At 70.4% G+C, this 22,415-nt stretch carries 21 protein-coding genes; 7 read left to right on the top strand and 14 right to left on the bottom strand.

Translation table 11 applies throughout. From position 1 onward, the window contains the following. Window positions 1-13 precede the first annotated feature (13 nt). Window positions 14-871, top strand: a complete 858-nt coding sequence (locus ACZ3I4_RS30765) for a UbiA prenyltransferase family protein (RefSeq protein ID WP_465385532.1) — start codon at window positions 14-16, stop codon at window positions 869-871. A gap of 42 nt (window positions 872-913) precedes the next feature. Here the strand turns inward: ACZ3I4_RS30765 and ACZ3I4_RS30770 are convergent, their stop codons facing one another. From ACZ3I4_RS30770 to ACZ3I4_RS30795, 6 genes are all read right to left on the bottom strand, one after another. Further along, entirely contained in the window at window positions 914-1,624 is a 711-nt protein-coding gene (locus ACZ3I4_RS30770) for a hypothetical protein (RefSeq protein WP_465385533.1), read from the bottom strand. Next, window positions 1,621-2,172: a DM13 domain-containing protein gene (locus ACZ3I4_RS30775; protein WP_465385534.1), complete on the bottom strand. Its 552-nt coding sequence runs from the start codon at window positions 2,170-2,172 to the stop codon at window positions 1,621-1,623. The genes ACZ3I4_RS30770 and ACZ3I4_RS30775 overlap by 4 nt, the downstream gene beginning before the upstream one ends. A gap of 187 nt (window positions 2,173-2,359) precedes the next feature. Then, the gene (locus ACZ3I4_RS30780; RefSeq protein ID WP_465385535.1) at window positions 2,360-3,250 is read right to left on the bottom strand and encodes a carbohydrate ABC transporter permease; all 891 of its coding nucleotides are present in this window, start codon (window positions 3,248-3,250) and stop codon (window positions 2,360-2,362) included. Then, the gene (locus ACZ3I4_RS30785) at window positions 3,247-4,203 is read right to left on the bottom strand and encodes a carbohydrate ABC transporter permease (RefSeq protein WP_465385536.1); all 957 of its coding nucleotides are present in this window, start codon (window positions 4,201-4,203) and stop codon (window positions 3,247-3,249) included. Before ACZ3I4_RS30785 ends, ACZ3I4_RS30780 begins: the two co-directional genes overlap by 4 nt. 2 nt (window positions 4,204-4,205) lie before the next feature. Then, the gene (locus ACZ3I4_RS30790) at window positions 4,206-5,567 is read right to left on the bottom strand and encodes an ABC transporter substrate-binding protein (RefSeq protein WP_465385537.1); all 1,362 of its coding nucleotides are present in this window, start codon (window positions 5,565-5,567) and stop codon (window positions 4,206-4,208) included. 151 nt (window positions 5,568-5,718) lie between these two features. Beyond that, entirely contained in the window at window positions 5,719-5,931 is a 213-nt protein-coding gene (locus ACZ3I4_RS30795; RefSeq protein WP_465385538.1) for an RNA-binding S4 domain-containing protein, read from the bottom strand. Window positions 5,932-6,012: 81 nt separating this feature from the next. Here ACZ3I4_RS30795 and ACZ3I4_RS30800 point away from each other — a divergent pair, with 81 nt between their 5' ends. Further along, entirely contained in the window at window positions 6,013-6,840 is an 828-nt protein-coding gene (locus ACZ3I4_RS30800) for a DUF1775 domain-containing protein (RefSeq protein WP_465385539.1), read from the top strand. Window positions 6,841-7,002: 162 nt separating this feature from the next. Here the strand turns inward: ACZ3I4_RS30800 and ACZ3I4_RS30805 are convergent, their stop codons facing one another. Beyond that, window positions 7,003-7,941, bottom strand: a complete 939-nt coding sequence (locus ACZ3I4_RS30805) for an exopolyphosphatase (protein WP_465385540.1) — start codon at window positions 7,939-7,941, stop codon at window positions 7,003-7,005. Between the two features lie 150 nt (window positions 7,942-8,091). Here ACZ3I4_RS30805 and zwf point away from each other — a divergent pair, with 150 nt between their 5' ends. Next, on the top strand, window positions 8,092-9,585 hold the full coding sequence (gene zwf / locus ACZ3I4_RS30810) for a glucose-6-phosphate dehydrogenase (protein WP_465385541.1): 1,494 nt from the start codon (window positions 8,092-8,094) through the stop codon (window positions 9,583-9,585). On the opposite strand, the gene ACZ3I4_RS30815 is transcribed toward zwf, so the two are convergent. After that, entirely contained in the window at window positions 9,582-10,052 is a 471-nt protein-coding gene (locus ACZ3I4_RS30815) for a peroxiredoxin (RefSeq protein ID WP_465385542.1), read from the bottom strand. The genes zwf and ACZ3I4_RS30815 overlap by 4 nt on opposite strands. Window positions 10,053-10,173: 121 nt before the next feature. On the opposite strand from ACZ3I4_RS30815, the gene ACZ3I4_RS30820 reads away from it, so the two are divergent. Then, window positions 10,174-10,506 (top strand): STAS domain-containing protein, encoded by a 333-nt coding sequence (locus tag ACZ3I4_RS30820; protein WP_133877285.1) that lies wholly within the window; start codon window positions 10,174-10,176, stop codon window positions 10,504-10,506. Between the two features lie 30 nt (window positions 10,507-10,536). Here ACZ3I4_RS30820 and ACZ3I4_RS30825 read toward each other — a convergent pair whose 3' ends face one another. The 4 genes from ACZ3I4_RS30825 to ACZ3I4_RS30840 form a co-directional block, all read right to left on the bottom strand. Then, window positions 10,537-12,510, bottom strand: a complete 1,974-nt coding sequence (locus tag ACZ3I4_RS30825) for a PPC domain-containing protein (RefSeq protein ID WP_465385543.1) — start codon at window positions 12,508-12,510, stop codon at window positions 10,537-10,539. 125 nt (window positions 12,511-12,635) lie between these two features. Next, entirely contained in the window at window positions 12,636-14,048 is a 1,413-nt protein-coding gene (locus ACZ3I4_RS30830; RefSeq protein ID WP_465385544.1) for a DUF2252 domain-containing protein, read from the bottom strand. Window positions 14,049-14,120: 72 nt separating this feature from the next. Further along, entirely contained in the window at window positions 14,121-15,365 is a 1,245-nt protein-coding gene (locus ACZ3I4_RS30835; RefSeq protein ID WP_465385545.1) for a DUF1501 domain-containing protein, read from the bottom strand. After that, a complete protein-coding gene (locus ACZ3I4_RS30840) occupies window positions 15,362-16,888 on the bottom strand; it encodes a DUF1800 domain-containing protein (protein ID WP_465385546.1) in 1,527 nt (508 codons plus the stop codon). Before ACZ3I4_RS30840 ends, ACZ3I4_RS30835 begins: the two co-directional genes overlap by 4 nt. Window positions 16,889-17,003: 115 nt before the next feature. On the opposite strand from ACZ3I4_RS30840, the gene ACZ3I4_RS30845 reads away from it, so the two are divergent. The 3 genes from ACZ3I4_RS30845 (at window position 17,004) to ACZ3I4_RS30855 (ending at window position 20,034) form a co-directional block, all read left to right on the top strand. Next, on the top strand, window positions 17,004-18,047 hold the full coding sequence (locus tag ACZ3I4_RS30845; RefSeq protein ID WP_465385547.1) for an ROK family protein: 1,044 nt from the start codon (window positions 17,004-17,006) through the stop codon (window positions 18,045-18,047). A 61-nt stretch (window positions 18,048-18,108) separates the two neighbouring features. Continuing rightward, window positions 18,109-19,320 carry an MFS transporter gene (locus ACZ3I4_RS30850; protein ID WP_465385548.1) on the top strand — a complete coding sequence of 404 codons (1,212 nt, stop codon included), beginning with the start codon at window positions 18,109-18,111 and terminating at the stop codon, window positions 19,318-19,320. A 309-nt stretch (window positions 19,321-19,629) separates the two neighbouring features. After that, window positions 19,630-20,034 (top strand): pyridoxamine 5'-phosphate oxidase family protein, encoded by a 405-nt coding sequence (locus tag ACZ3I4_RS30855; RefSeq protein WP_465385549.1) that lies wholly within the window; start codon window positions 19,630-19,632, stop codon window positions 20,032-20,034. A 517-nt stretch (window positions 20,035-20,551) separates the two neighbouring features. Here the strand turns inward: ACZ3I4_RS30855 and ACZ3I4_RS30860 are convergent. Together ACZ3I4_RS30860 and ACZ3I4_RS30865 are read right to left on the bottom strand one after the other, a co-directional pair. Then, complete coding sequence (locus tag ACZ3I4_RS30860; protein WP_465385550.1) at window positions 20,552-20,989, bottom strand: hypothetical protein; 438 nt, start codon at window positions 20,987-20,989, stop codon at window positions 20,552-20,554. 137 nt (window positions 20,990-21,126) lie between these two features. Beyond that, on the bottom strand, window positions 21,127-22,083 hold the full coding sequence (locus ACZ3I4_RS30865) for a pirin family protein (RefSeq protein ID WP_465385551.1): 957 nt from the start codon (window positions 22,081-22,083) through the stop codon (window positions 21,127-21,129). Window positions 22,084-22,415: the final 332 nt, after the last annotated feature.

Consider the following 22,415-nt stretch of genomic DNA (forward strand, 5'->3'; position numbering starts at 1 on the left):
GCACGATCCCGCCATGACCTCAGCCACCCTGGTCGTCGCGGTGTCGCGGCCCTGGTTCTGGCCCGTCTCGTGGGTGCCGGCCTATCTCGGCCTGGTGCTCGCCGACCGGCAGCTCACCCCGGTCGACTGGCCGCGCACGCTGCTCGCCCTGCTGGTGCTCGGCCCGCTCGTGTGGGGAGCCGTGCTGGCCCAGAACGACCGGCACGACCTGCCGAGCGACCGGATCAACCCCCGCAAGGCGACCGCTCCCCTGGTCACCGGCGCGATCGGCAACGCGGCGCTGCGCCGCTGGTATCGGCGGATCGCCCTGGCCGCCCTGATCGCCGCGGTGTTCGTCGGCCCATTGTTCGTGCTCGGGGTGGCCGGGGTGCTCCTGCTGGGCTGGGCCTACAGCGCTCCCCCGCTGCGCCTCAAGACCCGCCCGGGCTGGGACGTCGCGGTCAACGCGCTGGTCGTCGGAGTGGTGTCCCCGGCCGCGGGCTGGTCGATCACGCACGACCCGTGGGAGTTCCCGTGGCCGTTCGGGCTGATCGGCCTGCTCTTCGCGGCCGCCGTCTACGTGCCGACCACGGTTACCGATCTGCCCTCCGACACGGGCGCCGGAGACACCACTTTCGCCGTACGCTTCGGGGCCCGTACGGCGTACGCGGCCGGTCTGGCACTTTGGGTCTCGGCTCTGGCGGTCGCTCTGCTCTGCGCGGCGACGGACACCGTGGTCCCCCGATCGACGCTCGGCCCTCAGCTGATCACCGTGCCGTTGCTGGTGGCCGCGTACGCAATCCTGACCCGCCGCCCGACCATCCCGCGCATGGCCGTCCTCTCGATCGTCTTCGCCGTCCCGACGGCCGGCTTCGCGCTGGCCATCACGTGATCTTGGCCTTGACCCGTTCCGCATCGGGATGCCCGAGCTCGCTCAGGACGTCGTGCGTGGCGGTGGCGGTGGCGTGACCAGGTTGATCGGCGCCGATGACGACGGTCCTTGGCCGCCGGTGTCCGCGGCGGTCGTGCTGGCTGGTTCACGTCTCGGCTTGGTCGTCGCCCAGACCCAGAGGGCAAAGCCGGCGGCGATGGCCACCATGGTGAGAACGCCGCGGGGGTGGAAGATGTGGCTGTCGATGAAGGAGTAACCGGCGCCGAGCAGGACGGCGGTTCCGGGCAACGTGCGGAATCCGTGTTCGGCAGCCAACGTGACCGTGCCGGCGAGCACGGCGGCGAGGAACGCGTACACGCCGACCTGGCCGAGCCGGTCACCCGTGTGGTAGAGGGCCAGCACCAGCCGACGCAACTCACCCGGCTCGCCGTCCTGTCCGGCGACCACGCCGGCAGCGATTCCCGCCACGGCGTCCAGGCCGGTGTAGCCGACCGCGTAGACGAAGGCGCACACCCAGGCGACGACCTTCGCCACGCCGGGCAGGTCAGCGCGCGGCCGGCCACGCAACAACACCACGAACCCCAGCCCCAGCAGGGGGAAGACGGGCAGCAGCAGGATGTGCAACTGCTCCCAGCGGTCAGCGGTTGCGGCTGACAGCCCGCCGGGGTGCACGAGGCCGGCGAGGGCGAGTAGCACCGGCCCGGCAATGACGAGCGGCAGGGCCTGCCGCGGACGGGTCCGTGGGCCGGTCATGGTGTGATGAGGCCGGCCGCGCCGAACGAGACGGCGAATCGCTTGCACCAGATGGAGATGCTGTCCAGCCGGTCCAGGTCGGTGCCGGCGGGAACGGCGTACGCCTGGTTGCCTTTGTTGCCTTTGAGCCGGCCCAGCTCGACCCATTGCCCGTCGTCGAAGACCCGCCACCCTTTGTCGCCGTCGCGAACGGGCTGGTCGGACAGCCAGACTCGCAGGTCGGGGCCGTTGGAGGTGTCGAGGTCGACCAGTTCCAGCCGGTGTGAGCCGTCCGGGTTGCGGACCACCCGGGCGGTGCCGCTGGTCTGGTGTTCGTGGCTGATGAAGTTGCCTCGCCGCACCAGGACGGGACCGGACGTCGGCGTCGCGGCCGGCGCCGGCGGTGCGGTGGAGGCCTGTCGGGTGGGCACGACGGCAAGTGTCTCGTTGACCTCCTGGTCGGTGGCAAGTTTCCACGGCTGGAACCAGTACAGACCGAATGCCGCGGCAACAGCCACGAGCGTCACGGCGGCCCGGCTCAGAGGGCGGCGGAGCAAGCGAGAGATCACGTTCTCAGTAAACCGCCGGGTGGACGGATCGCACCCTTACCAATCGGTGACAGCATTGTTCGGCAGGGCATCCGCATCCCCCGCACCGTGGCCGGCTCGCCGCCGGGACAGCCGCCGGCTGAGAAGGTGGATGGCCGGCCCACGGCATGTGGGCCGGCCATCTTTTACCCGGGGGCGGAGTGGAGGCTTACTTGACCGAGCCGAGCGAAAGGCCCTGGACGAGCTTGTCCTGGGCGGCGAAGCCGGCCACCAGCACCGGCAGCGAGACCACGAAGGCGGCCGCGCAGAGCTGGGCCAGGAAGAGGCCCTGGCTGGTGACGAACGACGTGAGGAAGACCGGCGCGGTCTCGGCGACCGTGGCCGTCAGGACGCGGGCGAACAACAGCTCGTTCCAGCTGAAGATGAAGCAGATCAGCGCGGTGGCGGCAATGCCGGGGGTGACGACGGGGGCGATGACCGAGCGCAAGGTCTTGGTCAGGCCGGCGCCGTCCATCTGGGCCGCCTCGAGCATTTCGACGGGCACCTCGGAGAGGAACGAGCGCATCATCCAGACGGCGATGGGCAGGTTCATCGACGTGTAGAAGATGATGAGCAGCCAGATGTTGTCGAGCAGGCCGGCGTTCTGGGCGAACAGGTACAGCGGCAGCAGGCCGGCCACGACGGGCAGCATTTTGGTGGACAGGAAGAAGAAGAGGACGTCGCTCCACTTTTTTACCGGCTTGATGCTGAGGGCGTACGCGGCGGGCAGCGACAGCAGGAGCACCAGCAAGGTGGAGACGACGCTGGCGGTCAGCGAGTTGAGCAGAGGCGGCCACGGTGAGGCGCCGCCGGAGAAGAACTCGCGGTAGCCCTCCAGGGTCAGCGGGGCGAAGACGGCGGGCGGGTTGGTGGCCGCGTTCGCCTCGGAGTGGAACGAGGTCAGCACCATCCACACGACCGGCAGCACGAACAGGATGCCGACGATCCAGGCGAGCAGGCTGAGCCAGACGTTGGCGCCCTCGCGGCGCTTCTTGACCGGGCGCCCCCGTTCGTCGCGGGTGGCGGGGACCGGCGCGGTGTCGGTGATGCTGGTGCTCATCGGCCGGCCTCCTGCTTGAAGAGCGACGAGACCGTACGCAGGGCGAACGTCGCGATGATGATGGTGCCGAGCACCACGATGACCGCGGCGGCGGACGCCCGGCCGTAGTCGTGGGCCTGGTAGAAGATCTGGTAGATCGTGTACGGCAGGTTGGCCGTGCCCAGGCCGCCGGAGGTGATCGTGAAGACGGCGTCGAAGTTCTGCACGATGTAGATCGAGCCGAGCAGCGCGCCCAGCTCCAGATATTGCCGCAGGTGCGGGAGCGTCATGCTGCGGAAGATCTGCCAGGTGCCGGCGCCGTCGATGCGGGCCGCCTCGATCACGTCGAGGGGGCGTCCCTGCAGGCCGGCCAGCAGGATCAGCATCATGAACGGCGTCCACTGCCAGACCAGGGCGAAGATGACCGCCCACAACGGCATGTTGCTGATCCAGTCGGGCTGCGGCGGGTTGTCCGAGCCGAACAGGCCCCAGATCCAGGTGAGCGCGCCGTTGAACAGGCCGTACTCGGGGTTGTAGAGGGCGTGCTTCCAGATCAGCGCCGCGGCCACGGGGACGACCAGGAACGGCGCGATCATCATGGTGCGGACGGCGCCGCGGCCGCGGAACTTGCGGTCGAGCAGCAGCGCGATGCCCAGGCCGAGCAGCACGCTGATCAGCACGACGCCCGCGGTCAGCAGGATGGTGGTCCAGACCGCGTCGCGCATGTTGACGTCGGTGAAGACCCGCGTGAAGTTGTCGAACCCGGCGAAGCCGCGCTCCTCGGGGTAGTAGGCGTTCCAGTCCATGAACGAGATGATCAGGGTGGCCACGAACGGCAGCTGGGTCACGATGATCATGAAGATCAGCGCGGGCAGCAGCGGGGCGCGGCGGGCCCAGGCGGAGGCCCGTCTCGCCACGCCGGGTGGCGGCGTGCCGGCGGCGCCGACGCGCGACTTCTCGGCAACGGAAGTCATGGCTATCCCTCCCTGGACTGGTATCGCTCGGAAACGTCCTCGGCCAGGCGCTGACCGCGTTTCAGCGCGTCGTCGACGCTCATCTGGCCGGCGATCGCCGAGCTCACGTACTGCGACACCTGGGTGCCGAGGTCGGTGAACTCGGGGATGTCGATGAACTGGATGCCGATCGCCGGGCGTTCCTGCACGCCGGGGTTGCGCGGGTCGGCCGATTCGATCGCGGCCCGGGTCGGCTCGGCGAACGAGGCCGCCACCCCGAGATAGTCCTGGTTCTCGTACGTCGAGGCGCGCTTGCCGGCCGGCACGCTGGACCAGCCGACCTGCTGGCCGACCAGTTCCTCGTACTCCTTGCTGGACGCCCACGAGATGAACTTCCAGGCGCTGTCCTTCTTGTCGCTGGCCTGCTGGATGCTCCACGACCAGGCGTACAGCCACCCGGAGCTGTCGGTCTTGACGACCGGCGCCGGGGCGTAGCCGATCTTGCCCTTGACCGGCGAGTCGTCCGCCTCGAGGGAGCCCGCGGCGCTGGTGGCGTCGTACCACATGGCCACGTTGCCCTGGACCAGGTTGTTCAGGCACTCGGTGAAGCCGGCCTGCGGGGCGCCGTTCTCGCCGTGGGCCCGTACGAGGTCGACGTAGAACTTGGTGGCCTCGGTGAACTCGGGCCCGTCGACCTTGGGCGTCCAGTCCTTCTCGAACCACGTGCCGCCGAACGTGTTGACCACGGTGGTGAGCGGCGCGAAGATCTGGCCCCAGCCGGGCTGGCCGCGCAGGCAGATGCCGCGCATGCCGGGTTGCTTGTTGTCGACCTGGGCGGCGATGTCGGCCACCTGCGGCCAGGTCGGCTTCTCGGGCATCTGCACGCCGGCCGACTGCAGCACGTCCTTGCGGTACATCAGGAACGAGGACTCGCCGTAGAACGGCTCCCCGTAGAGCTTGCCGTCGTCCGCGGTCAGCGACTGCGTCATCGGCTTGAGGATGTCGTCCTGGTTGAAGGTGGTGTCGGCCCGGACGTAGTCGTCGAGCGGGGCGATCCACTTGGACTTCGCGTAGATCGGGATCTCGAAGTTGCTCAGCGAGGCGATGTCGTACTGCCCGGCCTGGCTCGAGAACTCCTGGCTGATCTTGTCGCGGACGTCGTTCTCGGGCAGCACCGTGAAGTTCACGTTGATGCCGGTTTCCTTGGTGAAGTTGTCCGCTGTGAGCCTCTGCAGATCGATCATCTGCGGGTTGTTCACCATCAGGACGTTGATGCTGTTGGGCCCTCCGCCGCCCGGCCCGCCGCCCCAGCCGGCGCACCCGGTGAGGGTGAGCACGGCCGTGGCGGTGGCGGCGAGCAGGGCGCGCGTGTGCGTGCGTGACATCCGGCCTCCCCGGCGAGGCTTGATCGTTTCGGCGCCCGCACCCGAAGGTGTGACGCCCGTAACACACCGGGATCAGTACATGCCTGAGATCGACAGGATGTCAACCATTCGTCACGGTCAGTGGGGACGAACGGGCATTTCCCTGTAATTCCTATGTGGAGACGACCCGCGCCTGGTTGCCGAAGACCTCCACCACGTCGCCGGCGTGCAGCTGGCGGCCGCGGCGGGTGTCCACCTCGCCGTTGACCGACACGTCGCCCGAGGCGATGAGGACCTTGCCCTCCCCGCCGGTGTCGATGAGGTCGGCCAGTTTGAGGAACTGACCGAGTCTGATCATGTCGCCGTCGATAAGCACGTCACGCATCCCACCATCCTCCGTCACCGGCGGAAGAAAAGATTTCCGGGGGCATTGAACCTTTGGGCCGTGTGATCCGAACTACCCCCCGTGAGGCACTCTCAGCTGGCCCGTCTTGCGGGCGTCCCGGTCGCCACCGCTGCCCTCGGCGTGCTCGTCGCCACTCCGGCCTTCGCCGACGTGACGGTGTCGCCGACGACCGCGTACCAGGGAAGCGGGCAGAACCTGACCCTGCGCGTCACCAACGACGGCGACAAACCGGTGCACACGATCACGCTCAAGTTCCGTGACGACACCCCGCTGGCCGAGGCCTATCCGCTCTCGGTCCCGGAGTGGGCGCCGAAGATCACGATGCGGAAGATCTCGACGCCGCTGCCTACGGTGCACGGCGACACGACGACGACCGACATCGCGGCCTCGATCACCTGGCTCGCGATGCCGGGCAAGGATCTGGCCCCCGGCAAGAGCACCGATCTGTCCGTGGCCGTGGGCCCGCTGCCGACCCTCAGCTCGATCCAGCTCGACGTGGCCACGACCTATGCCGACGGCAAGACCGGCCCGGCGATGGCCGCGCCCACGCTGACGCTGACCCCGGACCCCACCGGGGAGAAGGCCGCGCACGCACACGCGGCTTCCGGCGCGAACGCCGGTGGTCAGGCCGCCGCCCAGGAGGCGGAACTGTTCAAGGCGGCCATCGAGGAGGCCGACCGCGGCCCCTCGGTCTGGTCGATGGCCGGCTGGGTGGTGGCCGCCCTGGCGCTGCTCGGCGGGGCCGTGGTCATGTACCGCAGCCGGCACCGCGCCGACGACGAGCCCGACTCGCCCGTGGAGGACCTCCCCGAGGAGGAACCCGCCGCCGAGGAGAAGGAGCCGGTCACCGCGGGCAGCGGCAACAGCAAGTGGGCCTACAAGGGCTGACGAAGACGCTCCCGCGCTGGTGGACGCGGGACGAAAGTCGTGTTGACGCGCGTGGGGCGCGGCGCACGACCGGCGGATGGGGTCAATGGGCATGATCCACGATCCGTGAACGGGGGGCGGGAGTTTTCTTCCGCCCCCCAGTATCTTCCGCCCCCAGTATCTTCAGACCGCGACCGTACGCGGAGAGTTCAGCGCCTCGACGATCTCGCGCAGCACCCGCTCGGAATCCTCGTGAGGCACCTGACAGGTGCCGGCCGCGATGTGCCCGCCGCCGCCGTAGCGCAGCATGACCTCGCCGACGTCGACCGGGGACGTACGGTCGAGAATCGATTTGCCGCAGGCGAACACGGTGTTGAGTCTCTGCCGCCCCCAGATGATGTGCACCGACACGCGCGACTCGGGGAACAGGGCGTACACCATGAACCGGTTGCCGGCGTGGATCACCTCTTCCTCGCGCAGGTCGACCACCACGACGTCGCCCTCGAGGTGACTGACCCGCTTGAGCTGCTCGACGAAGAGGTCGTGCTGCTCGCGGAAGAGGTCGGCCCGCTCGGCCACGTCGGGCAGCGCCAGGATCTCGCCGACGTCCCGTATCTGCAGGCACGCGTCGATGAGCTGCATCATCAGCTGGTAGTTGGAGATCCGGAAGTCGCGGAAGCGGCCCAGGCCGGTGCGGCTGTCCATCAGGAAGTTCAGCAGGGTCCAGCCGCCGGGGTGCAGGACGTCGTCGAGCGTGTAGTCGGCCGAGTCGGCCTGGTCGACCGCCCGCATGAGGTCGTCGGAGACGAGCGGGAACCGTTGCTTGCCGCCGAAGTGCTCGTAGATCACCCGGGCCGCCGAGGGCGCGCCGGCGTCGATCACGTGGTTGGTCAGGTTGCCTTCGTTGCGCAGCGTCTCCGAGTGGTGATGGTCGAAGACCATGTACGCGCCGGGCGCGTACGGGAGGTTGGTGAGGATGTCGTTCTCGGTCACCTCGACCTCGCCGTCCTGCACGTCCTTGGGGTGGACGAACTTGATGTCGTCGATCATGTCGAGGTGGCGCAGCAGCACGGCGCAGACCAAGCCGTCGAAATCGCTGCGGGTCACGAGCCGGTACTTCACGGGGTCCCCCTAGTAAGCGCCTGGGTACACCCCAGTTTGCCACTTTTGTCGCTGTATTCCGGGTCGCATCGGGGTATGGATGTGAACCTTTCCGGCCCCACGCTGCGTAAGGTTTTCCCGGACGGTCTCGACGGTCGGAGGACTAGCAGCATGGACAACGCCCCTCAGCTCATTCAGGAGCGCAGCGCCCCACCCGCAACGCTGGTGATCTTTGGCGCCTCGGGCGACCTCACCCGGCGCAAGCTCCTGCCGGCCGTGGAGAGCCTCGCCCGGCACAATCGGCTGCCCAGCCAGTTCGCCCTCGTGGGCGTGGCCCGCACCCCGATGGCCGACGAGCAGTTCGCGGCCAGCGCGCTGGGCGACCGCACCCTCAACGACAAGGCTCAGCTTCAGGGCGGCATCAGGTACGTCGCGGGCGGCTACGACGACCCCGAGACGTACAAGCGGCTCGCCGAGACCCTCGACGAGCTCGACGCGGCCCGTGGCACCTCCGGCAACCGCCTGTTCTACCTCTCCACCCCGGCCGAGGCGTTCGAGCCGGTCATCCACGGGCTGGCCGGCGCCGGGCTCAACCGGGCGCGTGAGGGCTCCTTCGCCCGCCTGGTCATCGAGAAGCCGTACGGGCGTGACCTCGCCTCGGCCCGCGAGCTCGACGCCGTCGTGCACGGCGTGTTCGACGAGCCGCAGGTCTTCCGGATCGACCACTACCTCGGCAAAGACACCGTGCAGAACGTGCTCGCGCTGCGCTTCGCCAACTCGATCTTCCAGCCGATCTGGGACCGCTCCTGGGTCGACCACGTGCAGATCACGGTGGCCGAGACGCTGGGCGTCGGCACCCGCGGCGGCTTCTACGAGCACGCCGGGGCCATGCGCGACATCGTGCAGAACCACGTGCTGCAGGTGCTCGCGCTCGCCCTCATGGAGCCGCCGGCGTCGTTCGAGGCCGAGGGCCTGCGCAACGAGAAGGTGAAGCTGCTCCAGGCGATCCGGCTGCCCACCAACCGCGACATCGCCGACCTGGCCGTCCGGGGGCAGTACACCCGCGGCGGCACCCGCGACGACCTGATGGCCGGGTATCGCGAGGAGGTCGGCGTCGACCCGCTGTCGCGCACGGAGACGTACGCGGCCATGCGGCTCAACGTCGACAACTGGCGCTGGGCCGGCGTCCCGTTCTACGTGCGTACGGGAAAGCGGTTGCCCGCCCGCGTGACCGAGGTGGCCCTGCAGTTCCAGCGGCCGCCGCACCTGCCGATCCCCTCCGACCAGCTGACCGGGCTCGAGGCCGACGCGCTGATCCTGCGCATCCAGCCCAACGAGGGCATCTCGCTGCGCTTCGGGGCCAAGGTGCCGGGCCACTCGTTCCGGGTGCGGACGGCTTCGATGGACTTCTCGTACGAGCAGACGTTCGCCGAGGAGTCGCCCGAGGCGTACGAGCGTCTGCTGCTGGACGCGCTGCTGGGCGACCCGACGCTGTTCATCCGCAGCGACGAGGTCGAGCACTCGTGGCGCATCGTCGACCCGATCATCGAGCACTGGGCGTCGGACAACTCGCCGATCCCGACCTACGAGGCGGCCTCGTGGGGCCCGGCGGACGCCGACCGGCTGATCGGCCGGTCGGGCCGCGCCTGGAAGAACAGCATCTAGGCAGACTTACGCGCGGCGAGGGCCTCGAGGGCCCTCGCCGCATGGTCCTGCATGTTCGTTTCCGAGTGGATGACCTCGAGGACTCGGCGATCCGTGTCGATCACGAAGGTCATCCGCTTCGTGCTGAGCGGGCCCAGCGGAAGCTTGCGCTTGACCCCCAGGGCCGACGCGACGGCGCCGTCCGGGTCGCTGAGCAGCGGGTAGTCGAAGGAGTGCTTGTCGGCGAACTGCTTCTGCTTCGCGGGCTTGTCACGGCTGATGCCGACCCGCTGCGCGCCCGCCGCCCGGAACTCGGCGCCCAGATCACGGAAGTTGCACGCCTCGGCGGTGCACCCGGTGCTCAGGGCGGCCGGATAGAAGAACAGGACCACCGGGCCCTCGGCGAGCAGCCCGCTCAGCCGGCGCGGAACGCCATCCTGATCTTCCAGCTCGAAATCATCGACGACGTCACCTGCGTTGATCCTCACATCAGGAACTTACTCCCGAGTAGTGGATTCGGCCATCGGGGCCCGGCTCCCCTAGGCTGGGTCCAACCCCGTCCGCTCGACCCACCACCCCCCGGCAGCTCCATACCGAAGGCGACACACCATGCAGGTCTCGGTCGCGCACCACCCGCCGAACACGGCCGTGCTGGTGCTGCGCGGTTCTCTCGACATCGACACCGCGCCCGTTCTCAAGGCGAATCTCGCCCGGCTCGTCGACCGCCCGTCCCCCCGGGTCGTCGTCGACGTCTCGGGCCTGGACTTCTGCGACTCGATGGGAGTCGGGGTCCTGGTCACCGCGCACGGCCGGGCCACCGAGCGCGACGGATGGGTGCGTCTGGCCGCGCCGTCCGGCTTCCTGCGCCGCCTGTTCGACACCCTGGGCCTGACCGACTACCTCGCGCTGTTCCCCGACGTGGAAACGGCTCTGAAGGATTAGAACCTTCAGAGCCGTTTCCCCGTACAGGGTTTAGCTGGTCACACCGAAGACAATGCGTCCCAGCGTGTCCTCGATGCCGGTGAAGCCCTCGGCCGGCAGGAAGGTGCTGTCACCGAAGTCGACGTCGATGTCGTCCGCGGTGCCTCCGATGCCGTCCGGTCCGACACCGAACAGCGTGCCGAAGCCGGTGCCGCCCGCGTCCATCAGGTTGGGCAGCTCGTCCTCGTTGTCGGTGTGGAAGTTGCCGAAGAAGTGCCCGGCCTCGTGCGCGATGACGTTGCTCAGGCCCTGGGCCACGAACTTGAGGCGGTCACTGGTCGGCCCGATATAGGTGTTGAGCGAGGCCGGCGTGGAGTCGGCCGGCGAGCTCAGCACGTCGAGCAGCACCAGCGCGGTCTCCTCGGTCTCGAAGTTGCCCGGGTCGATGCTCTGGGCGATGCCGATCGTGTCGACACCCGACTCGTCGATCGTGCCGCCCACGACGACCCGGCTGACGTTCGCCTTGCCCCACTGGTCGGCGTTGTCCTTGCTGTTCGCGATCTTGATCTTGAACTTGGCGTTGAGGCCGCTCGCCTCGAGGTCCCGCTTGATGTTCTCGGAGACCCCGGCCACGACGGCGTCGATCAGCGCGTCCTCGTCGGCGCGGGTCAGGCCCCAGCTGGTCAGGAACGCGGCGAACGGGCTGAGATCCCGGTTGCCGGCGCCGCCGAACACACCGGTGTTCACCCGGGCGCCGTCGAAGTCCAGGTAGAGCGTCTGCACCGGCTTGGCGCCCTGCAGCACCGGCCGATAGGCCTCGACCGTGATGTCGTACGCCCCGGAGCCGCTGCCGACGCCGATGTAGTGCCACCCGGCCTTGGTCGCGACGTAGTCGGTCACGGCGTTGCCCCCGGCGGGCAGCGGGGAGTCGACCGGATAGATGAACGACGCGTCCTGGCGCGAGCCGTGCGCCTCACGCGGCACGGTGTCGTAGACGGTCAGGTAGGTCGCCGAGCCGGCCACCGACGCGCCGATCACGTCGCCGGCCTTGAGCTTGACAGCGAAGAAGTCCTGGTCGACGCCGGCCGCGGTGGCGGTCAGCGTGTACGGGCCCTCGGTCGGCGGGGTCGGGTCGCCGATGCCGCCGCCGCTGCCCGAGTCGAACGGGTCGGCGGGCAGGCCACCGTACGCCGCGACGGCCGCGTAGAAGTCGCCGCTGGTGGTCACCCGGTAGGTGATCCGGCTGTCCAGGCCGCCGAAGTCGTCGTTGACCGCGAGCAGCGTGCCGTCGGGCGCGAACAGCTGAAGGACGGTGTCCAGCGGCCCGGACGGCGTGGCCGTCGAGATCGTCAGCACCTTGCCGGCCGGCGCAGTGATCTTGAAGAAGTCGAAGTCGTTGCTGCCGTCGCCGGTCAGCCGGCCGTGCGGCCCGTCGCCGATCTGCGAGTTGACCACGGCGCCGCGCTGCGTGCCGACGCCGATCCCGGTGGCGCCGGCGAGCGGGATGGAGCCGTCGTCCTCGGGCGCCGGAGCGACCGTCGGCGTGGTCACCGCCTCGTTGTCCAGGCTGCCGAGCACGCGGATCTTGGAGAACTGGCCGGAGCCGGTGCCGTACCCGGTGACGCGCTGCGCGTTGACCGGGATGTCGTTGCCCCCGGAGGTGCCGGGCAGCTCGTCCTCGTCGACGACGACCGCGGGCGTGGCCGCCTTGGCCGCCTTGCCCGCGGACTTGGCCGCGTTCAGGCGGGCGGCCGCCTTGGCCTTGGACTGGCTCTTCATGTAGTTGGCCCAGCCCGAGTAGTCGGCCGTGGCCGGGTCGGCCACCTGGGCCAGGAACGGGTTGGGTCCCTTCGGCTTCGCCCCGTACGGGGCCTTGGGCGCGATCCCGACACCCGCTGCGAGCGAGGCCTGGTCGGCCGGGCTGAGCGAGTCACCGGACGGCGACGGTGCGGCTTGAGCGGCCCCAGGCGTGATCAACGCCAGACCCAGAACAGCCACGGAGACGGTTGCGATGCTTCTTCGCATCAATTTCCCCCTTCAGCCCATCGGCGGCCCCCCGGCCGCGGACGGCAGCACCGACGCTACTGAAGAAGATCGTCAATATCTATACATGCCTATGAGTTGTAACAGCCCTGTACAAAGGAGACCGGTCAGGCCATCTCGGCCGGCAGAACGCCCCGGCGCACGGCGGCCACCAGGGCCTCGTGGTCGCTTTCCACCTGGTCGGCATAGGTGCGGGCGAAACGGCACAGCGCGCCGGCCATCTTGTCGCCGCCGCCGATGTAGCCGGCGATCATCGACGCCCCGCTGGTGCGCGCGTGCGACTTGGCCAGCAGATAGCCGCAGATTCCGGCGTAGTCGCCCAGCGCCGGCGCGTCGATGCCCTCGACGACAATCGCGCCCTTCATGTCGCGGAACTGCCGCACGTAGAACTGGATGTCCCCGACCGTCGCCCAGCCCAGCAGCGGGTCCGAGACCGTCTGCAGAGCCTGCTGATATTCGACGACCCGCTGGCCCTGATGCCGGTGCCAGGCCGCGTCGCCGTGCTGGTGATGCGCGATCACCGAGCGGCGGGCCTGCTTGAGCTGCAGGAACACGACGTCCGAGGGGCTGCTGCCCTCGCACAGGGCCACGTACGCCCGCAGACCCACCGACCCCACGCCGACCACCTTGTGCGCGATGTCGACGATCCGATAGCCGGCCAGGATCCGGGCCCAGTGCGGCGGCAGCGTGTTGAGGTAGCCGTCCAGCGCCTCGGCCAGCTGATCGACCTCCGCGGAGCTGGGCCGGGTGATCAGCGGCGGCTCCTCGACGAGCCGGGCCGTGCCGTCGCGGCGCTCGGTGAACCGGGGCAGCGCCCGGTCGCTCGTGCGGCGGCGGGCCCGCCGGGCGGCCCGGTCGATCTCGGCGCGGAAGCTGGCCCGGGAGGCGGCCGAGCGCAGCCGGTCCACGTCCATCGGGGCGAACGAGCGGGCCAGCAGCGGCTGCTCGGCCAGATGACCGATCTGCTCCTGATACTCCTCGACGCAGTGCCGCACGGCGTCGCCGCACGCGCTCTCCTTGAAGCCGTTCTGCCGGCCGGCCACGTACACGCTGACGACGAGCCGCCGCAGGTCCCACTCCCACGCACCCGGGTGCGCCTCGTCGAAGTCGTTGAGGTCGAACACCAGCTCGCGCTCGGGGGACGCGTAGAAACCGAAGTTCCCCAGGTGGGCGTCGCCGCAGATGACCGGCGTGATGCCGGTCGCGGGCAGGGAGGCGAAGTCGTCGGCCATCACGTTGGCCGAGCCGCGCAGATACGCGTACGGGGACTGGATCATCCGCCCGACGCGCACCGGCACCAGCCAGGCCTGCCGGCCCAGGTTCGCGTGCATGATCTGCGTGACCGGGTCGGCGCGGCCGTCCGGAGCTTTCCAGTACGCCATCTCGGACCGGTGTGCGCGCTCGCGCAGGGACCGGCCCATCTCGTAGCGTTCGGCGCGCGGCCGGGACTGCAGCCGCAGGGAGGCGAAACCCTCGTCCACGGCGGCGTCGAGGACGACATGCCCGTCAGCTGGTTCCATCACGGCCACCATAAGTCGTTACCGGACTTCCAGTACCTCCCGGGTAAGTTAACGGTCGTTCAACGCGACATGTCAGCGCGCCGACACCAGGCCGAACGTCGATGGCGCGACCGACGGGAACACCTGCGAGAGTGACCCGAAGCCGCAGCGCTTCTGCAGGATCTCCCCGATCACGGACCGATAGTCGGTGGTCGCGGCGAGGTCGCCGGCCACCAGCGCGGCCGGGCTCAGGCCGGGCCACTTGGCGTACACCTTGCCGCCCTTGACCCCGCCGCCGAGCAGCAGCATCGCGTTGCCGTGCCCGTGGTCGGCGCCCCGCGAGCCGTTCTCCTGCACCCGGCGGCCGAACTCGCTGATGGTCAGCAGCGTCACCGACTTCAACCCCTCGGGCCCCAGGTCGGCCGCGAACGCCGCGAGCGCCTGGGCCAGCCCGGCCAGGTTGTCGTACATGCGCTGACCCTTGACCGCGGGGCCGAGGGCCTCGTGCATGTCCCAGTCGCCGCAGTCGACCGCGGCCGTGGCCAGGCCCACCTTGGCCTTGATCAGCCGGGCCACGTCGCGAAGGGCGTTGCCGAGCTCGGTGGCGGGGTAAACCGCACCGCCGGCCGGTGTGTACGCCACGCCCCGCACGCCCGCGCTCGCGGTCAGCGCCTTGTCGGCGGCCAGGGCCGGGGTGGCCTGCAGCAGGGGCGCGTCGGCGTACATGGCCCGCAGCGCGGCCGCCACCGGACGCTTCGCCGAGTCGCCGGCCAGGGTGAACTTGTCGATCGAGCCCATCGACACCGACGGCGTGGGCCCGGCGAACAGCCGGTCGGGCATGGCGTGCCCGACCGAGACCCCGGCCAGGGCGCCGGGCGCTCCGGACGCGCCGAGCATGCGCTCGAGCCAGCCGCTGCGGATCGAGGTGCCCGGGGCCGCGTTCTCCATGGCCTCCATGGCCGCGAAGTGGGACCGGGTCGGATTGGGCTGGCCCACCGCGTGCACGCCGGCCAGCTGGCCGCTCTTCCACAGCGGCAGCAGCGGGGCCAGCGCCGGATGCAGGCCGAACGAGCCGTCGCCGGCGATGACCTGCGCCTTGGGCACGCCGATGTTGGGGCGCGCCTTGTAGTAGTCGGCGTCGCCGATCGGGGCCAGCGCCGACAGGCCGTCGAAACCGCCATGCAGCGACAGCACCACCAGCGTGTCGCCGGTGTAACCCGGGTCCGCGTACGCGAGCTGGGTCGACACGCCGGCCCCGGCCAGCCCGGCCAGCGTGGCCGCCCCGAGCAGGCCCCGCCGCGTCAGCGTCGTCTCTCCGCAGTCAAAAATCGTGCTCACCTCACCTGGAACGAGGGCGCGTCGAGGACCAGCGCGATCAGGTACGGCGCGTGGCCGGCCAGCGACTTGTCGGATGCGGTCAGAGGACTGGTCGGCAGCTTGCCCGCGACGCTGAGCACCGCGGCGGCGTGCCGGGCGGGCAGCTTGGCCCCGATCAGGCGTACGGCGAGCGCGTCGACGAGCGCGCCGTAGGTGCCCGGCAGCGTCGGGACCAGGAACTTGAGCATGTCGGCGGGACGGGTGAACCAGCTCGGGTACCAGCCCGCGGCCAGGTTGAGGTGGTTGTTGCAGCGCAGCAGGAACCCGGACGGCGACGCCCAGGCCGCGGCCACGTCGGGGTAGCCGTTGGGCGGGGCCCACCGGAACGGCGCGTTGCCCACGTAGACGAGCCCGTTGTAGAGGGCGTCGAGCAGCTGCAGGCCCGACTTCTCCGGTCCCAGGCCGAGCGTCCGGATCGTAGCGGTCAGGTCCTCGAGCGGCGTACGCGTCTTCTGCCCTACCGCGGCGACGAACTCGGGCGAGGTGAACAGGGCCTTGAGCACCGGCTTGATCGCGGTGTCGTTGTCCAGGTAGACCTTGGCCAGCTTGGTCACCAGGGAGGCGGGCGCGACATCGGCCACGAAACGCTGGCACAGCTTGGTCGCCAGGCGCTGCGCGGTCGCCGGGTGCCGGGCCAGGTGGTCGGCGAACGCCATGGCGGCGGGCTCGCCCACGGCCGCGGTGGCGTTGGCGTGCTTGAACCCGAGGATCGAGACCGCGCCCGTCACGTGCAGGCTTCCGTCGTACAGGAAGGTGCCGTTGGTCTTGCTGACGGTGAGACCCGTGAGCAGACGCGCGCCGGCGTAGACGTCCTGCTCGCTGTAGACCAGGCCGACGGTGTGCAGCTCCATCAGCTCGCGCGCGTAGTTCTCGTTGGGGTGCGACTTGGTGGAGGAGCGGTTGTCGAGGTAGGTGAGCATCGCCGGGTGCTTCATCGACGCCTTGAGCATGTCGGCGAAGCGCCCGAACGCGTGCTTGCGGATGACCTGGGCGTCGTAGTCGCAGCGGCTGTCCCACGTCTGGCTCGACGGCGCGGCCACGTGCAGGTGGTTGGCGAAGAACGCGACGGTCATCTCGAACAGCTGCCGGTTGCTCCACGCGGCGCGGGCCACGGCGGCCCGGCCCAGCTGCTTGAACCCGTCGTACGAGTTCTTGGCGAGCTTCGCGCGTACGGTGGCGATGCTCGCACCGGCCAGCGGCAGCCGGCTCATCAGCTCGTCGCAGACCGGGTCGCTGATCTTGGCCGGGTCGAGCTGACGGTCGAGCCAGGCGGCGGCCCCGAGCTTGCGGGCCTCGGCCAGCGACTCCTGGGTCGGGCCGAACGTGGCCCGGCGGACCAGGTGGGCGATCGGGTCGGCGCTCACGAGCGTGGCGGCGTCGAGGGCGGCCGGGGCGGCCTCGGCCGGAGCCGCGACAGCCGTGGCGGCAACAGTGGCGACAGCGGTGGCGGCACCGGCGGCGAGAAGCGTGCGTCGGGTCGTCATGCCCGACCCATCGGTCCGGACGGGCGTGGCTGTCGCTCCTGCAACCGTGACTAACGCACCCGCAATCCGCCCGCACCCGTACCGCGGGGCGTAAGTCGGACGTACGCTCATGCCTGTGGATCAGGTTGAATCGGTACGCACCCCCGCCTCCTGGGTCGTTGTCGGGCTCGACAACGGCGGCACCTGCAACAACGCCACCGTTCTGGACGCGACCGGTCAGTATCTCGTCGACAGTCTGGTCGAGAATCCGAGCCTGGTGACCGAGGGCCCCGAGTCGGCGATCGAGCAGCTCGCCGAGGCCTTCCACAACATTCTCGAGCTGACCAGCACGCCGCTGACGCTGGTGCGCGCGGTCGGCCTCGACACGCCCGGCCCGGCCAGTGCCAAGGGGGTCATCTCGTCCAAGGGCGCGACCAACTTCAGCATGGTCTCGTGGCACGGCTTCGACATCCGCAGCGCGCTCGAGGCGCGGATCGGCCTGCCCGTCTTCTATCTCAACGACGCCAACGCGGCCGCCCTCTATGCGCACCACCGGCTGTTCGGGGCCGAGGCGATGACCAAGTCGTCGGCCGCCGCGATCGTCGGCACCGGGCTCGGCGGCGGCGTGGTCGTCGACGGCCGCGTGGTCAGCGGGGCCGCGGGCATGGCGGGCGAGCTCGGCCACGTGCAGATCCCGCTGCACGGCGTGCTCGAAGTGGGCCAGCCCGTCCCCGAGTGCAACTGCGGCTTCAGCGGCGACGTCGAGAGCATCGCCTCGCTCACCGGCATCAAGAAGAACCTGCTGCCCTACTGGCTGACCCGCTTCCCCGACCACCCGCTCGCGGCCGAGCCCCTGCCGCAGGCGGCCAAACAGCTGCGCGCGTACGCCGAGAAGGAGGACCCGCTCGCCCTGGCCGTCTTCGAGCAGCAGGCCAAGGCCATCGGCAAGCTGTTCACCATCGCCGCCAACTTCACCGACCCGGACGCCTACCTGCTCGGCGGCGGGGTTGTCGAGGCGGCGCCCAAGTTCCGGCAGTGGTTCCTGAACACGGTCCGCGAGAGCACCCAGCTGCGCGAGGAGCAGGCCGCCGCGTCCACCTTCGCGCTGGTCGCCGACCTCGACATGGCCGGTGCCCGGGGCGCCGCCGTGGCCGCCCTGGAAGCCGTACAGCCCGCCTGATCTTGCCGCGACGGAGCGCGTGCACCATTCTGTCCCCCTGCTCGATCGAGGGAGACGTCTGGTGGCATCGTTGACCGGCGGACGGCGCGCGGCCTGGATCGCCGGCGGCTACGCGGCCCAGGGCCTCGGCTACGCCGCCCTCGTGACGGCGTTGCCGCAGCTCAAGCAGCGGCAGGGCGTCGACGACACGTTCGTCTCGGTGATCCTGCTGCTGGTCTGCGTGGCCGCGGCCGGCGGCTCGGTGCTGGCCGACCGGGTGGCGGCCCGCCTGGGCAGCCGCTTCGCCCTGGCCGGCGGTCTGCTCACCGTCGCGACGGGCCTGGCCCTGGTCACCGTACGAACCCCGATCGCCGCCTTCATCGCGGTGCTCATCGTCTACGGCGTCGGCCTCGGCGCGGTCGACGCCAGCCTCAACATGCAGGGCGTCCTGGTGCAGGCGCGGCTGGGCCGCAGCGTGATGAACCGCCTGTTCGCCGCCTACACCGCCGCCGCCATCGCCGCGGCCCTGCTGATGTCCGCGTTCGCGGCCGGCGGCGCCGGGGCCTCGGTCGCCGTGGGCGTGGCCGCCCTGTTCGCCGCCACCTACGTGATCTCGGCCTGGCCCGCCCTCGAACCGGCCCGCACAGTGGCCACCCCCGACCTGACCGAACGCCCCGCCGCCTCCACCCGCCCGATCATCTGGATCTGCGGCGCCTTCGTATTGACCGGCTTCCTGGCCGACTCCGCGGTCAGCACCTGGAGCTCGATCTATCTGGACGACTCGCTGGCCGCCCCCGCCGCCGTCGTCCCCCTCGGCTACGCCGCCTACCAGGCCACGGTCCTGATCTCCCGCCTGGCCGGCGACCACCTGGTCCCCCGCGTGGGCCGCACGGCCGCGGTCACCGGCGCCCTGCTGGTCTGCGCCCTGGGCTGCTTCCTCGTGGTGGCGGTCCCCTCGATCGCCGTGGCCATCGCGGGGTTCGCCCTGGCCGGCCTGGGCGTGGGGCTGCTGATCCCGCTGGCCTTCAGCGCCGCCGGCGAGGCCACCCCCGGCCGGAGCGACGCCGTGCTGGCCCGGGTCAACCTCTTCAACTACGCGGGGGCGCTGCTCGGGGCGGTTCTGATCGGTGCCCTCTCCGAGCCGATCGGCTTGCGGTGGGCGTTCCTCGTGCCTGTGGTCGGTCTGCTGCTGACAATCCCGGTGGTCCGCGCCCTGCGCCGGCTCCCCACCGGCGCCGTCGCCCCTGATCCCGCGAGCCCGCGCCGACCTCCCCTCCCCCACCTGCGCCCCTGATCCCGCGAGCCCGCCCTTACCTCCGCACCCCAGCGGCACCCGTGATCCCGCGAGCCCGCGCTTACCTCCGCTCCCCACCGGCGCCCGTGATCCCGCGAGCCCGCGCTTACCTCCGCCCCCACCGGCGCCGTCGTCTCCCGATCCCGATGGTCCGAGCCCAGCGCCCGCTCCCCACTGGCATCCGCAGTCACTCCATCAGCTGGCCCACTAGCCGCGCTCACCCCGCCCCCGCTTTCGCAACCCCCGCTCCGGCAGCGGTGATCACGCCGCGCATGATGGGGTCATGCGTGCGTTGAGGGCAATCGGCGGATGAGCGGCCGCGTAGAGATCACTAACTCCGATTTGTCGGAATTCTGGACGGAAAGGCACCTCTGCACGTTCACGACGTTGCGGGCCGACGGGTCGCCGCACGTCGTTGCGGTGGGGGCGACGCTGGATCCGGTGGCCGGACTGGCCCGGGTGATCTCGTCGGCCACTTCGGCCCACGTCCGGCACGTGCGGAACGGGCAAGGCCGGGTGGCAATCTGCCAAGTGGACGGTCCCCGCTGGACGACCGTGGAGGGGCTCGCCGTCGTGCGGGACGACCCGGAATCGGTGGCCGAGGCCGAGAAGCGGTACGCCGCCCGCTACCGCCAGCCGCGACCCAACCCGGCGCGGGTGGCGATCGAGGTGACGATCACCAAGATCCTGGGGTCAAGCCGGTTCACGGCCTGAGTCGCCGCCCCTGCCGACGGATCGCAAGATCGAGGGCAGCACGGCGTACGGGAAGGTCGCCGCTTTTGCCGTAGCAACGGTGCGCGCGCCGCGTCGACCGAGCCAGAGGCGTACGGGAAAGGGCCGGCGCTCTGCCGTAGCAACGGTGGGCGCACCTCGTCAGCCGGGCCAGGGGCGTACGCGAAGGGCCGGCGCTCTGCCGTAGCAACGGTGAGCGCGCCTCGTCAGCCTGGCCAGGGGCGTACGGGAAGGGCCGGCACTTTGCCGTAGCAACGGTGAGCGCGCCCCGTCAGCCTGGCCAGGGGCGTACGGGAAGGGTCGGCACTTTGCCGTAGCAACGGTGAGCGCGCCCAGTCAGCCGAGTCAGGGCGCACGGGAAAGGGTCGGCGCGTTGCTCATAGCAACGGTGGCGCGCCTCGTCGACCGAGCTGGCGCACAAGTGCCGATGCCGCGGTGGGCAGAGCGCAGCCGCGTCAGCCCGACGATGCCGCGCCGGAATTGGCGGCCCGGGGAGCGCTCAGAGGCGGCCGTCGGAGGTGAACGGGCCGACCTTGGCCGGCAGCACCAGACCGGCCGCGGCCAGCGACATCAGCAGGTCGTGCAGCTGACGGCGGGTCAGGGTGTCGAGCGGGCCGAGCTCGGGGTGTGGCAGGTCGAGCGCCCGGGCGGCCTCGACGGCGCGGGTGCCGATGGCGGCCTCGACGGCCCACAGGCGGTGGGCGCGCATGGCCAGGTGGGCCGAGACGGTGAGCTCGTTGTGCAGGCGCAGCAGGCGGCGCAGGTCGGCGGCGAGTTGTTCGATCGGCGGCCCGTACGGCTGCGGCGGTTTCGGGCGTGCCGCCTCCCAGCGGTCGGCGATGGCGCCGCACCACTTCGGCGCCCAGACCACGAGCGCGCCGAGCAGCGTGGGCGTGGCCACGATCAGGGCAAGCTTGCTTGCGTCCCAGAAGTCCACTGATGCTCCCTGCGAACAGCACGACATGGCCGTACCACTCGACCATCCGCCCGCGGGCAACCAGCGTCAACCCGATCGGCCCGTACGACGCACAGCACGTGCGCCGTACGCAAAACCCGACGCACCCGGCGCCGCTGTCAGCGGACACGACCCCTCGGGACCAGGCGCGTGATCGGCATCGGCGGGGCCGGCAGGGGCGGCCCGGCATAGCCGCGGACCTCGCCGAAGCGCGGGGTGCGGTCGGACCAGTCGGCTCTCATCTGGACGATCTCGTCGTGGTCGCGGGCCACGAAGTTCCACCACATGACGATGCGCTCGTCGAACGGCTCACCGCCGAGCAGCAGCAGCCGGGACGGGGACTCGGTGGCGACCCGGACCGTCTCGCGGCCGGAGCCCAGGTAGAGCAGCGGACCCGGTTTCAGCGTGGCGTCGTCGACTGTGGCGACGCCGTCGAGCGCAAGTAACGCATATTCGAAATCGGGCCTCAGAGACAATGTGGACTCGGCGCCCGGCGCCAATCCGATCTCGGCGGCGACCAGGGGCGTGTAGCAGCGCGCGGGCGACGTGGCACCGGCGAAGCTGCCCATGAGGACCGTCGCGGTCAGGCCGGCTCCGGCGACAACGGGCAGGTCGGCGTGGTGGGCGAAGACGGGCGGCAGGTCGCGTGCGGCGTGCGGAAGGGAGACCCAGAGCTGGACACCGTGCAGGACGGGGGTGTGCTCGGCCGGGGTCTCCTCGGAGTGCGAGATGCCGCGGCCGGCGGTCATCAGGTTGAGCTGGCCGGGGCGGATCAGCTGCACGCTGCCCAGGCTGTCGCGATGCAGCACCTCGCCCGCGAGCAGCCACGTCACGGTCTGCAGGCCGGTGTGCGGGTGCGGCCCGACACGTATGCCGTCGTCGCCAGAATCAAGATCATGCGGCCCGTACGCATCGAGGAAGCACCACGCGCCGACCATGCGGCGCTGCCGGTTGGGCAGGGTGCGGGTGACGGCGAAGCCGCGAGGACCGCCGAGCGCGACGGGGGCGCCCTCGAGCAACTCCATGGCGGCCGGCGCGGACAGGCCGACCTCGGGATCTGCTTCGAAGCTGCTCACGGAAGAAAGCTACCGCCCCGGTGTGACAAAAACGCGGCGGCGGCGAAACGGCGGCGGGGAGCTACCCCGCCGCCGTTCCGGTCCCGGCACGACCGCGCAGGCACGACCTCACACCGGCATGGGGGGCAGGACGATGTGAGCGTTCGCGTTAGGTGTGCGCGGTGGCGGCCATCTAGAGACGGGGGCGGCGGCCGCCGGCCGGGGAGTTGAGGGTCTCGAGCGTCCAGGCGTCGAGACGGCGCAGGGCCGTCCGCCAGGTGGCGCGTACGGCGCCGAGGTCGAGGCGCGGCATGTTCCGCTCCTTCCTTTCGGTGTCGTCTGCTCCACCCAGG

It is taken from the genome of Actinoplanes sp. NPDC021490, assembly GCF_055562135.1.

Excerpts from the sequence above, each read along its gene's own strand:
- ACZ3I4_RS30855 (WP_465385549.1), top strand. The coding sequence starts at position 19,630 with ATGAGCGGCCGCGTAGAGATCACTAACTCCGATTTGTCGGAATTCTGG.
- ACZ3I4_RS30780 (WP_465385535.1), bottom strand. The coding sequence starts at position 3,250 with ATGAGCACCAGCATCACCGACACCGCGCCGGTCCCCGCCACCCGCGAC.
- ACZ3I4_RS30825 (WP_465385543.1), bottom strand. The coding sequence starts at position 12,510 with ATGCGAAGAAGCATCGCAACCGTCTCCGTGGCTGTTCTGGGTCTGGCG.
- ACZ3I4_RS30795 (WP_465385538.1), bottom strand. The coding sequence starts at position 5,931 with ATGCGTGACGTGCTTATCGACGGCGACATGATCAGACTCGGTCAGTTC.
- ACZ3I4_RS30840 (WP_465385546.1), bottom strand. The coding sequence starts at position 16,888 with ATGACGACCCGACGCACGCTTCTCGCCGCCGGTGCCGCCACCGCTGTC.
- ACZ3I4_RS30785 (WP_465385536.1), bottom strand. The coding sequence starts at position 4,203 with ATGACTTCCGTTGCCGAGAAGTCGCGCGTCGGCGCCGCCGGCACGCCG.
- zwf (WP_465385541.1), top strand. The coding sequence starts at position 8,092 with ATGGACAACGCCCCTCAGCTCATTCAGGAGCGCAGCGCCCCACCCGCA.
- ACZ3I4_RS30830 (WP_465385544.1), bottom strand. The coding sequence starts at position 14,048 with ATGGAACCAGCTGACGGGCATGTCGTCCTCGACGCCGCCGTGGACGAG.
- ACZ3I4_RS30790 (WP_465385537.1), bottom strand. The coding sequence starts at position 5,567 with ATGTCACGCACGCACACGCGCGCCCTGCTCGCCGCCACCGCCACGGCC.
- ACZ3I4_RS30770 (WP_465385533.1), bottom strand. The coding sequence starts at position 1,624 with ATGACCGGCCCACGGACCCGTCCGCGGCAGGCCCTGCCGCTCGTCATT.
- ACZ3I4_RS30765 (WP_465385532.1), top strand. The coding sequence starts at position 14 with ATGACCTCAGCCACCCTGGTCGTCGCGGTGTCGCGGCCCTGGTTCTGG.
- ACZ3I4_RS30820 (WP_133877285.1), top strand. The coding sequence starts at position 10,174 with ATGCAGGTCTCGGTCGCGCACCACCCGCCGAACACGGCCGTGCTGGTG.